Origin of the sequence: Amycolatopsis cynarae (genome assembly GCF_026802195.1) — a bacterium.
GTDB lineage: Bacteria > Actinomycetota > Actinomycetes > Mycobacteriales > Pseudonocardiaceae > Amycolatopsis_E > Amycolatopsis_E rhizosphaerae.
On the sequence record NZ_CP113836.1, the window covers coordinates 3,529,619 to 3,543,099 of the forward strand.

Sequence of the window (13,481 nt, forward strand, 5' to 3'; positions counted from 1 at the left end):
GCCAAGCCTGTACAGTTTGGGCTGCAGAACTGTGAGGTGGGTGGTCATGGAAGAGACGGTGGCCGAGTCGGCCGTGCAGGGCGCACGCGAACTGCGGATCACGGTGGGCAGGCTGCGACGGCGGTTCAAGCGCACCTACGACAACGAGGGATTGACTCCCTCCCAGACCTCCGCGCTGAGCAGGCTGGACAAGGAGGGACCGGCGTCGGCGAGCGAACTCGCGGAGGCGGAAGGGGTGCGGCACCAGTCCATAACGAGCACCCTGAACGCGCTGGACGAGCGAGGGCTGATCCAGCGGCGCGCGGACCCGCAGGACGGCCGCAGGCAACTGGTGTCGGTGAGCGAAGCCGGGCACGCCTTGCTCGAAGACAAGCGCCGCGCGGGCGAGGAGTGGCTGGCCCGCGCGCTGCACGACCGCTACACCGAACGGGAGCGGCAGACCCTGCTGAAGGCGATGGCGCTCCTGGAAAGACTGACCGAGGCATGACGCCGAGCCGAGTCTCCCCCGGGGACGGCTTCGACCGGAAGCTGCTCGCGCCGATGATCGTGGGGTCGATCCTGAACCCGGTCAACTCCTCGATCATCTCGGTGGCGCTGGTGCCGATCGGGGTGGCGTTCGGCGCGCCCCCGTCGCAGACGGCGTGGCTCATTTCGGCGCTGTACCTGGCCACCGCCATCGGGCAGCCGGTCGTGGGCAGGCTGGTCGACCTCTACGGGCCCCGCCGCCTGTTCCTCGCCGGCACCGCGCTGACCGGGCTCGCCGGGATCACCGGGATGCTGGCCCCCGGCCTCGGGGCGCTGATCGCGGCACGCGTGCTGCTCGGATTCGGCACCTGCGCCGGATATCCGTCCGCGATGTACCTCATCCGCAGCGAAGCCCGCCGCACCGGGCGCGACAGCCCCGCCGGGGTACTCACGGCGGTGGCCGTCGCCACCCAGACGATCGCGGTGATCGGGCCCAGCCTCGGTGGGCTCCTCATCGGTTTCGGCGGCTGGCGCGCCACGCTCGCGCTGAACATTCCGCTCGCGGCGCTCGGCCTGGTCCTGGGTGCGCTGCGCCTGCCGAAGGCGCCCGGACCGGCCGGCGAAAGCACTCGCAGTGGTCTGGACCTTGCCGGTATGGCCCTGTTCGCGGCCGCCCTGGTGTCCCTGCTGCTGTTCCTGATGCACGCGGACCCCGCTCACTGGTACCTGCTCGCCGCCATGCCGGCCGCCGGAGCCGGATTCGTGGCGAGGGAACTGCGGGCGGCGTCGCCGTTCATCGATCTGCGGCTGCTCCGGGGGAACCTGCCCCTGGTCCTGACCTACCTGCGTGCGCTGCTCGCCTACGTGGTGGGTTACGCCTTCCTCTACGGCTACACGCAGTGGATGGAGCAGGGTCGCGGCCTTTCCGCCGCCCAGGCCGGGCTCGCGCAACTGCCGTTGTTCGCCGTGGGGATCCTCGTCTCGGTCACCACGGGGCGGCGTGCCCAGGTGCGCGGCAAACTGCTGGTGGGCGCGCTGGGGCAGATCGCCGCCTGCGTCCTGCTGCTCACCCTGGGCCCGGCCAGCCCGTTCTGGCTGCTCCTCGTCGTCGCCGTGGTGTTCGGCGTTCCCCAGGGACTGAACAGCCTCGCCCTGCAGAACTCCGTGTACCACCAAGCGGATCCGGAGCGCATCGGCTCCTCGTCGGGCCTGCTGCGCACCTTCGGCTACCTGGGCGCCATCGTCGCCTCCGCCGCCAACGGCGCGTTGCTCGCCCGCAGGGCCGACACGACGGGGCTGCACCACCTGTCCTGGTTCATGCTCGGCACCGCCGTGCTGTTCCTCCTGGTGACCGCCGCGGATCGGGCGCTCGCCCGGGTGGGCGCCGCGACCGGGGCCGCCACCACTTCCGTCCGGCCGTGACACAACCCTCTGAGAAAGGAATGCCCATGCCCGGCACCGCACTGCTCGTGATGGACGTCCAGCAGGCCATCGTGGCCCGCGTCCAGGACGACGGGTATCCCGCACGGCTCGCCGGGGCGGTCAAGGCCGCCCGCGCGGCCGGGATCCCCGTCGTCCACGTGGTTCTCGGTTTCCGCGCCGGTCATCCCGAATGCGCCCCGCGCAACAAGAACTTCGGGGCACTGCCGCCCGGCGCGTTCGTCGAAGGCGACCCCGGTTCCGCGATCCACCCGGCCGTCGAGCCCCTTCCCGGGGAGACCGTGGTGACGAAGAAGCGGGTGAGCGCCTTCACCGGCAGCGACCTGGAGCTGGTGCTGCGGGCCGCCGACCTCGACCACCTCGTGCTGAGCGGGATCGCCACGGGCGGGGTCGTGCTGTCCACGCTGCGCCAGGCCGCCGACCTCGACTACCGGCTCACGGTGCTGTCCGATGGCTGCTACGACCCGGATCCCGAGGTCCACCGGGTCCTGGTGGACAAGGTGTTCGCCAGGCAGGCCGAGGTGAGCACCGTCGAGGAGTGGTCGGCCACCCTCGCTGGCTGACCCGCCGCGCCGCCCCGCCGCCGAGCGCCGGGGCCGCTTCCCGTGAGGGGTCCCCTCACAGCCGATACGGCCGTGAGGGGACCCCTCACGGCCCTCGGACTCGAAAGCGCGGCGGCGTATAGGTCGTTATACGGCGACGGTGGTGGTGTGGACGGGGGTACCGGTCTTGCCGCGCACCTCGTCGAGGGTGACGCCGGGGGCGAGCCGGACCAGTTCCAGGCCGCCGGGTGTCACGTCGAGGACGGCGAGGTCGGTGATGATGCGGTCGACCACACCCGCCCCGGTCAGCGGCAGCTCGCAGCGTTCGACGATCTTGGGCGAGCCGTCCTTGGCGACGTGGTCGGTGAGCACCACGACGCGGCGGGTGCCCGCCACCAGGTCCATCGCGCCGCCCATGCCCTTGACCAGTTTGCCGGGCACCGTCCAGTTGGCGAGGTCGCCGTTGGCGGCGACCTGCAGCGCGCCGAGGATGGCGATGTCCACGTGCCCGCCGCGGATCATCGCGAACGAGGTGGCCGAGTCGAAGAAGCTCGCGCCGGGCAGCACGGTGACGGTCTGCTTGCCGGCGTTGATGAGGTCGGCGTCCTCCTCCCCTTCGTACGGGAACGGTCCGATGCCCAGCAGGCCGTTCTCGCTCTGCAGGAAGACGTTCACCCCGTCCGGCAGGAAGTTCGCCACCAGGGTGGGGATGCCGATGCCGAGGTTGACGTAGTCGCCGTCCCGGAGTTCCAGCGCGGCGACCGCGGCCATTTCGTTTCGGTTCCAAGCCATGACTCACGCCTCCTGACGCGCGCGGACGGTGCGCTGCTCGATGTCCTTGACCCGCGGGCGGGCGGCCACGAGCCGGTTGACGAAGATGCCCGGGGTCATCACGTCGTCGGGGTCGAGGAACCCGTCGAGGACGTGCTCGGCCTCGGCGACGGTGACCCGCCCGCACATCGCCACGAGGGGGTTGAAGTTGCGGGCCGTGTAGCGGTAGCGCAGATTGCCCTCGCGGTCGGCGGTGTGCGCGTGCACCAGCGCCAGGTCGGCGACGATCCCGCGTTCGAGCAGGTAGGTCTGCCCGTCGAAGACCTCGGTCGGCTTGCCCTCGGCGACCGGCGTGCCCACGCCGGTGCGGGTGTAGAACGCGGCGATCCCGGACCCGCCCGCCCGCAGGCGCTCGGCCAGCGTGCCCTGCGGGGCGAACTCGACCTCGACGTCGCCGTCGAGGTACTGCTGCGCGAAAAGCTTGTTCTCGCCCACGTACGAGGCCACGACTTTGGCCACCTGCTGGTTCTCCAGCAGCAGGCCCAGCCCCTTGCCGTCGACGCCCATGTTGTTCGAAACCACGGTCAGGCCGGTGACCCCCGACTCGGCCACGACCTCGATCAGGTCGGCCGGGATGCCGCACAGGCCGAAGCCGCCGACGGCGATGGTCATGCCGTCGCGCAAGGTCTCGCGCAACGCCTCACGGGCGTCGGGACGAAGCTTGCTCATCCAAGAACTCCTCGTTGTGTCCGGTGCATGGGCAGGCGTGAGGAGTACACGCCGCACCCCGAAACCGCGTCAAGGAAGCGGTGTTGCCGTCTCCGGGATCTCTCGTCAGCTGGACGATCGGACATCGGACGTTCACTGAGTGGGCGCTACGATCGGTACCCGTGAGCGAAGTTCCCCATGTGGTCGGCCGGGTCGGCCGCCTGCTGCGCGCGCTGTCGCAGCAGGCCGTCTCCGGCGCCACCACCACCGCACTCGCGCGCGACACCGGTCTCCCCCGCGCGACCGCCCACCGCCTGCTGGAGTCGCTGGCCCGCGAGGGCTTCGTCGACCGGGACACGCGCTCGGGCCGCTGGTTCCTCGGCCCCGAGTTGTACCTGCTCGGCGCCGCCGCCTCGCCCCGGTACGACCTGACGAACGAGGCCCGCGGCAGCGTCCACCGGCTGGCCCAGGCCACCGGCGAAAGTGCCTTCTTCTCGGCACGGCGCGGGGACGAGACGGTCGTGCTGCTGCGCGAGGACGGCAGCTTCCCGATCCGGTCCTTCGTGCTCTTCGAGGGCGCCCGGTTCCCGCTCGGGGTGGTCTCGGCGGGCATCGCGGTGCTCGCCTATCTCCCCGCCCGCGAGATCGACGCCTACCTCGATGCTCACGACCTGACGGAGCAGTGGGGCCGATCCCACTCCCCCGAGGCCGTCCGCGCCCGGCTGGCCGCCACGCGCGAACACGGCTGGTCGCTCAATCCCGGCCTGATCGTCGAGGGCAGCTGGGGCATGGCGGCCGCGGTCTTCGATTCCGCGGGCTCACCGGCGTGGGCGCTGACCCTGACCGGGATCGAACCGCGGTTCCGCCCCGACCGGCAACCCGAACTCGGCCGCCTCCTGCTGGAGGAGGCCCACCACCTGTCCCGCAAGGCTCCCTGACCGTGCCCCGACCGCTGCCCGCGGGGCCCACGCTTTCGCGCTGCTGGGCCTGCGGCAACCGCACTTCCTGTTGGGCGGCGTAGCGGCCGACCAGCTCCGATCCGCCAGGTGGCCCTCTCCGAGACGATGCCGGACACGTCTTGTTGATCGAATTGCCACGGTAAGCGCCCCTGGAGCTGACGGAAGAGACCTCCGGTTTGCGGCACGTGCCCACGTCGTGCCCTGAGCACCGGAGACTGTCATGGGGCTGGTCAGTGATTTCGCTGTTTTCGGAGGCATTGGGTGCGCTGCGGTCCGCGCGGCCGCCCGGCTGCTCGCTCTCCTGATCGTCCTGCGGGGAACTCGGCCCAGCCAGCGGGCGGAACTCGTCCGCGCGGTCGCGGAACTGTTCCGCCTCGGGCGACGGACCTCGCGGACGGAAGACTCTCGCCCCGGCCGCGGCGATGGTTAGCGCGGGCTGCGGGCGTGCTGGGGCCAGCCCTACCCCCGTCCACCGGTCAGCTTCATGGTGCGGGACCGGTCGCTTCGCCAGGCTCTGTGATGATCAACTCGACACACGGAGGAGTGTGGGATGGCTCGGCGGATTCGGCCGGCAGCGGCGGCGATCGCGGTCATGGCAGCGGCTCTCGCGGTGTTCGCCGCCCCGGCCTCGGCACAGCCGAAGTCCGGGCCGGTGGACACCGCGGTGGCCCACCTGCGAGACGAACTGGCGGCCGCCCACCTGCCGTCGGCCTCCTACGCGGTGGTGTCCGGAAACGGCACCGTGACGACCGGCGCGGTCGGCTCCGGCGTGACGCCGCAGTCGCCGTTCCTGCTGGGCTCGCTGAGCAAGTCGTTCACCGCGATGGCGGTGATGCAGCTCGTCGAAGCCGGCAAGGTCGGCCTGGACGCCCCGATCACCACCTACCTCCCGTGGTTCCGCACCGCGGGATCCCACGACCCGATCACGGTGCGGCAACTGCTCAACCAGACCAGCGGCCTGCCGACCGAGGCGGGCACCGTGGACCTCTACGAGCCGGAGACCACCCTGGAGCAGCGCGTCCGCGCGCTGGCCGGCGTGGTTCCGGTGTCCCGCCCCGGCGAGATCTTCCACTACTGCAACAAGAACTACGCGACGCTGGGGCTGATGGTCAAGCGGGTCTCCGGCCAGGACTACGCCGGCTACGTCAAGGAGCACATCTTCGCCCCGCTCGGGATGACCAGGAGCTTCACCAGCCTCGCCGACGCGCGCCGCGCCGGCCTGGTCGAGGGGTCCTCGGTGCTGTTCGGACTGAACGTGCCGATGGAGACGCCGGAGTTCCGCGGTGCGCTGCCCGACGGCTACCTGGTCTCCACGGCCGAGGACCTCGGCCACTACCTGACGTTCCAGCTGACCGGCGACTACCGGGGCGCCAGGCCGCTGTCCCCGGAGAGCCTGCGGCTGATGCACAGTCCGGCCGTCCCGGTCGGCTCGGACCAGGCGATCGACGGCATCGACCACTATGGATTCGGCTGGGGCACCGGGACCCTGAACGGGCGGCCGGTCGTGCAGCACGACGGCGACCTGACCCGCTACCACGCCAACATGGGCTATCTTCCCGACAGCCGCCTGGGTCTGGTGGTGCTCACCTCGCGCAACCCCGTGCTCCTGGACAACGGCGCGCCCTTCCACAACACCCTCGCAGTCCTCGCGGGCGCGCCCGCTCCGGAGACCGGCAGCACCTTCCTGACGACCTACGGCGTCATCGACTCGGTCGCGCTCCTAGTCCTCGTCGCGATGGCGCTAGCCACCCGCAGGCAGGTTCGCCGCGCGCGGCGGCTGCCGGATCTCCTGCGGGACCGGGGTTTCGGCCGCGTGGCGGTGCGCCCGCTGGTGGGGCACGTGGTGGCGGCTGCCGCGCTGTACGCGGAGGTGTTCGTCGGGGTCGGCATGCTCAGCTACGGCGGCTGGCTGCCGCTGGACGTGGCGTTCCAGACGCTGCCGGACTTCACCCTCGTCGTCGTGGGCGGCATGGCGTTCCTGGTGGTGCGCGGCGTGGCATGGTTCGTGCTGGCGTGCCGTCCGCGAAGCCGTCATTCGTGATCACGGCGCGCGGGTGGCGTTCACCTATGCCCGTTCCGGTGAGCGCGCGGAGGCAGTGGCCGCCGCGGCCGTCGCGGCGGGGGGCATCGCGCACCCGATCCACGCCGACAGCAGGCACGAGCAGGACGTCGAGGCCGCCGTCGCGCAGACCGTCGACCGCTTCGGCAGCCTGGACATCCTGGTCAACAACGCCGCCGTCGGCAGCTTCGGCCCGATCACCGAACTGAAGATGGACGAGATCGACGCGATGCTGACGATCAACGTACGGTCCGCGATCGTCGCCATCCGCGAGGCGCTGGCACACCTGGGCGACGGCGGGCGGATCATCAACATCGGCAGCATCAACGCCGACCGCACACCGTTCCCTGGCCAATCGGTCCACGCACTGACCAAGGGCACGCTGGCGAGCCTGACCCGCGGGCTCGCGCGTGAGCTGGCACCACGCGGAATCACCATCAACAACATCCAGCCCGGCCCGATCGACACCGACGCCAACCCGGCCGGCGGGCCCGATGCGGCGAACATGCTCGGAGTCATGGCAGTGGACCGCCCGAAGCCGCCTACATCACCGGCTCCAGCCTGGACATCGACGGAGCATTCGGCGCGTGATCCCCGAGGGCGCTGGCAAAGCCGCGGGCGCGTGAAGAAGTACCGGGAGCCCGGCAGCGCGGACGAGGTCCGGCCGCGCTGCCGGGGACGAGGAGTGAGCGGCGAAGCCGGTGCTAACTCCCGTTGTCCTCGCCCGAGACTTCCCAGCGCGCGAGTTCGCGTTTGAGGACCTTTCCCGTCGGGTTGCGCGGCAACCGCTCCAGGAACACCACGTCCCGCGGCACCTTGTACCGCGCCAGGTTCGCCTTCACGTAGTCCTTGACGTCGTCCTCGCTGAGGGAGCCCTCCTCCCGCCGCACCACGAAGGCCCGCAGCCGCTGCCCGAAGACCTCGTCCGCCACCCCGATCGCGGAAACCTCCACAATGGACTCGTGCCGGGCGAGCAGTTCCTCCACCTCGTTCGGGAACACGTTCTCCCCGCCGGAGACGATCATCTCGTCGTCCCGGCCGTCGATGAACAGCCTGCCGTGCGCGTCGAAATGGCCGACATCGCCCGACGACATCAGCCCGTCGATCACCTCCTTGGTGCCGCCGCCGGTGTAGCCCTCGAACTGCAGGGTGTTGCCCACGAAGATCCGCCCGGTGCGCCCCGGCGGCAGTTCCCGGCCGCGTTCGTCCAGCACCTTCACCCTGGCCCCGCGCACGACGCCGCCCACGCAACCCGGTTCGGCGGCGAGGTCGTCCGGGGTGGCGATCGTGGCGTAGGCGACTTCGGTGGAACCGTAGAGGTTGTAGAGCACGGGACCGAACCGCGCCATGGCCCGCTCGCACAGCCGGGCCCCCAGCTGCGCCCCCGCCACGAAGATGATCCGCAACGAGGAAAGGTCCTTGCCGCGAAAGGCTTCCTCGTCCAGTTCGAGCATCCGGTGCAGCATCACCGGCACCACGATCAGGGCGGTGGCCCGGTTCCGGTCCAGGCTTTCCAGCGTGGCCGCGGGATCGAACCGGCGCCGGATCACCAGGGTCGAGCCCAGCAGCACGGCCAGCAGCGCGTGGGCGAAGCCGAGCGTGTGGAACATCGGCGCGCAGCATTCGGTCACCTCGCGCGTCCGGAACGGCACCTTCGACAGCAGCGCACCGACCGGGGCCAGCGACTTCGGCTCCGCCCGCGGCGCGCCCTTCGGCTTCCCGGTGGTCCCGCTGGTCAGCAGGATCACCTTGGGCGCCCGGCCCGGATCGGGCGGCGCCTCACGGGAGGCCCCCGCGATCAGCGCGTCGAGAGTGTCCTCGCCGGGACTGTCCGCCCAGGCGCGGAACCGGCCCCTCGGCGGTTCGACACCGGCCAGCATCCCGGCGTACTCCTCGTCGTACACCAGCAGTTCGGTGCCCTCGCGCAGCGCGACCTCCCGGATCTGAGGGCCCGCGAAGTCGGTGTTGAGCAGCACGATCCGGGCCCCGCACTTGGCCGCCGCGAACACCGATTCCAGGAAACCGCGGTGGTTGCGGGCCAGGATCGCCACCCCCTCCCCCGGCCGCAGGCCCCGGGCACGCCAGGCGTTGGCCAGCGCGTTGGTTCTGGCGTCGAGTTCGGCGAAGCTCAGCGTGCCCCGCTCGTCGATCACCGCCGTGCGCTCGGCGTACCGGATCCCGGCGATCACCGGCAGCGCGGCCACCGTGCCGAACCGGCCGAACGCGCCCGCCATCCGCGCGATCCGGCCCGGCGTCTCCAGGCCGAGCAGCCCGCTGCGCGCACACAGCGCCACGTAGGCGGCCTCGTCGGCCGCGCGCCGCGCGAGAAAACCCCACTGCCGTAACATCACCGTCTCCCGTCAGGCGTGGTAGCCGAGCAGCTTGGCGGCCAGATCGCTCATGATCTCGTCGGCGCCCCCGCCGATCCCGAGGATCCGCGCGTCCCGGTAGTGCCGTTCGACCTCGCTCTCCCGCATGTACCCCATTCCGCCGTGGAGTTGCACCGCCTGGTCGACGACGTACTTGCAGGCGGCCACCGCGGCGTTCTTCGCCACGCAGACCTCGGCGAACTGCGGCTGCCCGGAGGCGTGGCGGACGGCGACGGTGCGCACGTACGTCCGCGCCAGCTCGACCCGCTGGTACATCTCCACCAGCCGGTGCCGCACCACCTGGCGGTCGATCAGCGGCTTGCCGAAGGTGCTGCGCTGCCTGGTGTAAGCCACGGTCAGGTCCAGGCAGCGCGAGGCCACGCCGTAGGCGTGCAGGGCGACCCCGATCCGCTCGCTGACGAAGGCCTGCATGATCAGGCCGAACCCGCCGTTTTCCGCGCCGACCAGGTTGCGGGCGGGCACCCGGCAGTCCGTGAAGGACAGTTCGGCGGTGTCCGAGCAGAGCCAGCCCATCTTGTCGAGCCGGCGCGAGACCTCGAAGCCCGGGGTGCCGGTTTCGATCACCAGCAGGCTCACGCCCCCGAAACCGGGGCCGCCGGTGCGCACCGCGGTGGTGACGAAATCGGCGCGGGTGCCGGAGGTGATGAACATCTTCGCCCCGTTGACGACGTAGTCGTCGCCGTCGCGCACCGCGGTGGTGCGGATCGAAGCCACGTCGGACCCGGCGTCGGGTTCGGTGATGCCCAGCGAGCCGATCTTCTCCCCGGCCAGGGTGGGCCGGACGAAACGTTCGATCAGGTCCTCGTTCCCCGCGGCCACCATGTGCGGCAGGGCGATGCCGTGGGTGAACAACGCCGAATGCGCGCCGGAGGAGCCACCCGCCTCGAACCAGGCTTCCCCGGCGACGAGCGCGTCGAGCTCGTTGCCGCCCTGCCCGCCCACCTCCTCGGGGAAGTTCACCCCGAGCAGTCCCGCTTCGGCGGCCTTGCGGTGCAGTTCCCGCGGCAGCGCGCCGTCGCGCTCCCAGTCCGCGAGGTTCCCGGCCACCTCCCGCTCGACGAAGCGGCGCGTGCTTTCGCGCAGTGCCTTGCGTTCCGGGGTGTCGAGCTCGTGCATGCGCTCAGCGTCCTTTCCAGACGGGCGGGCGTTTTTCGGTGAAGGCGAGAACCCCTTCGGTGGCGTCCTCGGACAGCACGGCGGCCGAGGCGATGTCTCCCTGCCGCCGGAAGGCCTCCTCGGTGGTCCAGTCCAATGCCTCGTCGACGATCCGTTTGCTGACGCGGACGCTGACCGGCGCGTTGGCCGCGATCCGCCCGGCGAGGTCGAGCGCGGCGTCGAGCACCTTCCCGGCCGGGGCGAGCGCGTTGACCAGCCCGAGTTCGGCCAGGCGCGCCGCGGGCATCGGATCGCCGGTGAGCGCGAGTTCCATGGCGATGTTGCGCGGCAGGCGTTCCCGCAGCCGCAGCACACCACCGGCCGCCGCCGCCAGCCCGCGCTTGGGCTCGGGGATACCGAACTGCGCGTCCTCGGCCGCCACGATCAGATCGGCCACCAGTGCCAGCTCGCAGCCTCCGGCCAGTGCGTGCCCTTCCACGGCCGCGATCAACGGTTTCACCGGCGGCTTGGCCGTCAGGCCCAGCGGGCCGCGCTTCTCGGTCATCGGGAACTCCCCGCGGGCCGCACCCTTGAGGTCCATGCCCGAGCAGAAGGAACCGCCCGCCCCGGTGAGCACCGCGACCTGGGCGTCCGGATCGGCCTCGAACGCGTCGATGGCCCGTTCCAGCGCCTGGGCCATGGCCAGGTTGACCGCGTTGCGGACCTCCGGCCGGTTGAGCGTGATCACGGTGACCGGGCCGCGGCGCTCCACGAGCACCGGCGCCGGTGGCGGTGCGGGCAGGGACCGCCGGTCCGTTCCGGTGAAGGTGACGGTGCCGTCGGCGGCCACTTCGACCGGCCGCCCCACCGGGTCGTCCGTACCGGTGAGCGCTTCGAGAATTTCGGGCTGGGTGCTGCGCAGGAGCACCCGCGCACCATCGGGGATGAGCACGCTCAGCACCGCGGCTTCCGGCTTCCCGTCGCGGTCGTAGGGAACGGTGTAGGCCTCCAGCACGCCCGGCCCGGCGTGGTCGGTGCGGACCGGGCGGGAGGGCGGGTTCTCGACGATCGGGTGCAGATGCCGGAACGGCCGTTGGGGCGGGGTCGTGGAGTAGACGCCGATCGAGTGTTTCGTGGCGTACCAGCCCAGCGAAGTGGACAGCCCGAACGCGCCCGGCTCGCCGCGCAACCGCTGCACGAGCACGGCGACGGCGTGGCTGCCGTAGTTGTTGCCGGGCCCCCCGGCGAAGGTCAGACCGCCGGTCACCGTCAGCGGCCGCGCCGGATCGTCGGTGGGCAGGCCGAGCTCACGCGCCGCGATCTGCACCGCGGACGGGAAGCACGAATACAGGTCCACCTCCTTGACGTCCTCGATGGACACTCCGGCATGGCCGAGCGCCGCCCGCCCGATGGCCCGGATCGCGGGCGAGGCCGCCAGCGACGCCCGTTCCGAGACGAACCACTCGTCGTGCCCGGAGGCCCCGGCGTGCGGGAAGACCCACCTGTCCTGCGGCACGCCCGCCGCCTCCGCGGCCGCCACGCTGCACAGGATCAACCCGCTGGCCAGATCGACCTGGAGGTTCGCGCACAGCAGTTTCGTGTAGGGCGCCGAAACCATCCGGTTGTCCGCCGAGGGATGGGCGATCGCCTCGGCGGAGAGCGCCGTCGGCTGCCAGGCGTGGCGGTTGGCCGAGGCCACCGAGGAAAACCTCGACCACAGTTCCCCGATCGCCCGCTGGTGCGCGGCCGGATCCCGGTCCAGGCTCGCCCGCACGGCGGATTCGATGAGCGCGTACATGTAGATCGGCGCGCCCAGGCCGACTCCCGCTTCGGCGGGGTTGTTCGCGACCTTGTCGATCCCGAGCACCCGCGTCGGCGCGATGCCTTCGTCCTGGACGGGCCAGTCCAGCCGCACCCCCTGCTTCTGGGCCGCCGCCAGGCTCGCCCCGGCTTCCGCGCCGGTCACCAGCACCACCTCGGCCTCGCCGGAGGCGATGGCTTCGGCCGCGGCGTTGATGAGCAGTTGCGCGCCGTCCCCGCCGAACCTGCTCGACTGCACGGTCTCCTTCGGCCGCGCCCCGACCTCCCGTGCCACCAGGGCGGACTGGTCCCGGTAGGTCCAGGAGGCGCTGGCCACCGAGTACACCGCGTCGGCGGCGGCCAGCAGTCCTTCGCCCGCCCCGCTGTCCTCGGCCGCACGCCGCAGCGCCTTGACCGACAGCGCGACCGGGTCGAGCGTGCCCGGCTCCCGCTGCACGAACTGGCCGGCGCCGACCAGCACCGGCGTGGCCGGGTCGAGCGTCCGGCCCGAAGCGCGGTGCAGCACGGGCTTGCGCCGGGGCCTGGTGTGGGCGTTCCTGCCGAGCACGTCGGCGAGCTTGGTGAGCGAGGCGTCGAGTTCTTCGCTGAGGCTGCGCACGACCGAGGCGCCCATCGGTCCCTTGACCGGCTGGCCGTCGAGGCCCGCGTCGAAGAACACCTCGGCGCCGCCGGAGTGGGGGCGCACGGTGAGCCAGAAGCCGAAGGTGAGCCCCATCGGGCCGGTCCCCCGCAGCTCCAAGCCGTCTTCGCCGGCCTCGGCCACGGTCCAGCGCAGGTCCGCGGGAATGCCCATGATCTTGGCCTGCTGGGTGAAGCGCAGGCCCGCTTCCGCCCGCTCGGGCGGTTCGCCGCGCCAGCCGCTGTGCAGGGTCATCCACTCCGGGAACCGCGCCGGCTCGGTCAGGAACGCGACGGTCTGTTCGACGGTGGCCGGTACGGGCTTGCTCGCCCGCGCGGTGCTGGAGAAGGCGGCGAGCCCGGCGGGCGGGGTGTGGGCCGGCCCGGCTTGCGCGGCCGGTGCCGCGGGGGCGGCCGGTGCGGCAGGCCCGGCACGGTGCAGGAGCCCGCGGATCACCTCTCGCCGCAACTCCGGGTTCGCGGCCACGGTCCGCGCGAGCTGCCCCAGCCCGCGCAGCTGGGCACGAGCGCGCGCGAGCCCGTGTTTCGAGGGTTTCGGGGTGCTCATCCGGACCCACCTTCGCAGTTACCGTCTAATTGGACTGTTTGTTGC

Annotated in this window: 11 protein-coding genes; 6 read left to right on the forward strand and 5 right to left on the reverse strand. The window is 71.6% G+C overall.

Going from position 1 to position 13,481, the window contains the following annotated elements:
* Window positions 1-46: 46 nt before the first annotated feature.
* From ORV05_RS16970 to ORV05_RS16980, 3 genes are read left to right on the forward strand one after another with little or no spacing between them, the layout of a single operon-like run.
* Window positions 47-487, forward strand: a complete 441-nt coding sequence (locus ORV05_RS16970; protein ID WP_268759475.1) for a MarR family winged helix-turn-helix transcriptional regulator — start codon at window positions 47-49, stop codon at window positions 485-487.
* Window positions 484-1,887: an MFS transporter gene (locus ORV05_RS16975; protein WP_268759476.1), complete on the forward strand. Its 1,404-nt coding sequence runs from the start codon at window positions 484-486 to the stop codon at window positions 1,885-1,887. Before ORV05_RS16970 ends, ORV05_RS16975 begins: the two co-directional genes overlap by 4 nt.
* 26 nt (window positions 1,888-1,913) lie before the next feature.
* Window positions 1,914-2,468 (forward strand): cysteine hydrolase family protein, encoded by a 555-nt coding sequence (locus ORV05_RS16980; RefSeq protein WP_268759477.1) that lies wholly within the window; start codon window positions 1,914-1,916, stop codon window positions 2,466-2,468.
* Window positions 2,469-2,594: 126 nt separating this feature from the next.
* On the opposite strand, the gene ORV05_RS16985 is transcribed toward ORV05_RS16980, so the two are convergent.
* The gene (locus ORV05_RS16985; RefSeq protein ID WP_268759478.1) at window positions 2,595-3,239 is read right to left on the reverse strand and encodes a CoA transferase subunit B; all 645 of its coding nucleotides are present in this window, start codon (window positions 3,237-3,239) and stop codon (window positions 2,595-2,597) included.
* A 3-nt stretch (window positions 3,240-3,242) separates the two neighbouring features.
* Window positions 3,243-3,947, reverse strand: coding sequence for a CoA transferase subunit A (locus ORV05_RS16990; protein ID WP_268759479.1), 705 nt, complete (start codon window positions 3,945-3,947; stop codon window positions 3,243-3,245).
* 161 nt (window positions 3,948-4,108) lie between these two features.
* Between ORV05_RS16990 and ORV05_RS16995 the strand changes: the two genes are divergently transcribed.
* The 3 genes from ORV05_RS16995 to ORV05_RS17005 all read left to right on the forward strand — a co-directional run bounded on the left by ORV05_RS16995 (window position 4,109) and on the right by ORV05_RS17005 (window position 7,701).
* Window positions 4,109-4,864 (forward strand): IclR family transcriptional regulator, encoded by a 756-nt coding sequence (locus tag ORV05_RS16995; protein WP_268759480.1) that lies wholly within the window; start codon window positions 4,109-4,111, stop codon window positions 4,862-4,864.
* A gap of 571 nt (window positions 4,865-5,435) precedes the next feature.
* A complete protein-coding gene (locus ORV05_RS17000) occupies window positions 5,436-6,926 on the forward strand; it encodes a serine hydrolase domain-containing protein (protein ID WP_268759481.1) in 1,491 nt (496 codons plus the stop codon).
* Window positions 6,927-6,981: 55 nt separating this feature from the next.
* Window positions 6,982-7,701: an SDR family oxidoreductase gene (locus ORV05_RS17005; protein WP_268759482.1), complete on the forward strand. Its 720-nt coding sequence runs from the start codon at window positions 6,982-6,984 to the stop codon at window positions 7,699-7,701.
* Here ORV05_RS17005 and ORV05_RS17010 read toward each other — a convergent pair.
* Genes ORV05_RS17010 through ORV05_RS17025 form a run of 3 tightly spaced genes read right to left on the reverse strand, consistent with a single transcriptional unit; the run spans window position 7,649 to window position 13,436 of the window.
* On the reverse strand, window positions 7,649-9,292 hold the full coding sequence (locus ORV05_RS17010; protein WP_268759483.1) for an acyl-CoA synthetase: 1,644 nt from the start codon (window positions 9,290-9,292) through the stop codon (window positions 7,649-7,651). The genes ORV05_RS17005 and ORV05_RS17010 overlap by 53 nt on opposite strands.
* Window positions 9,293-9,304: 12 nt before the next feature.
* Complete coding sequence (locus ORV05_RS17015) at window positions 9,305-10,450, reverse strand: acyl-CoA dehydrogenase family protein (RefSeq protein WP_268759484.1); 1,146 nt, start codon at window positions 10,448-10,450, stop codon at window positions 9,305-9,307.
* 4 nt (window positions 10,451-10,454) lie between these two features.
* On the reverse strand, window positions 10,455-13,436 hold the full coding sequence (locus tag ORV05_RS17025) for a type II toxin-antitoxin system Rv0910 family toxin (RefSeq protein WP_326938147.1): 2,982 nt from the start codon (window positions 13,434-13,436) through the stop codon (window positions 10,455-10,457).
* Window positions 13,437-13,481: the final 45 nt, after the last annotated feature.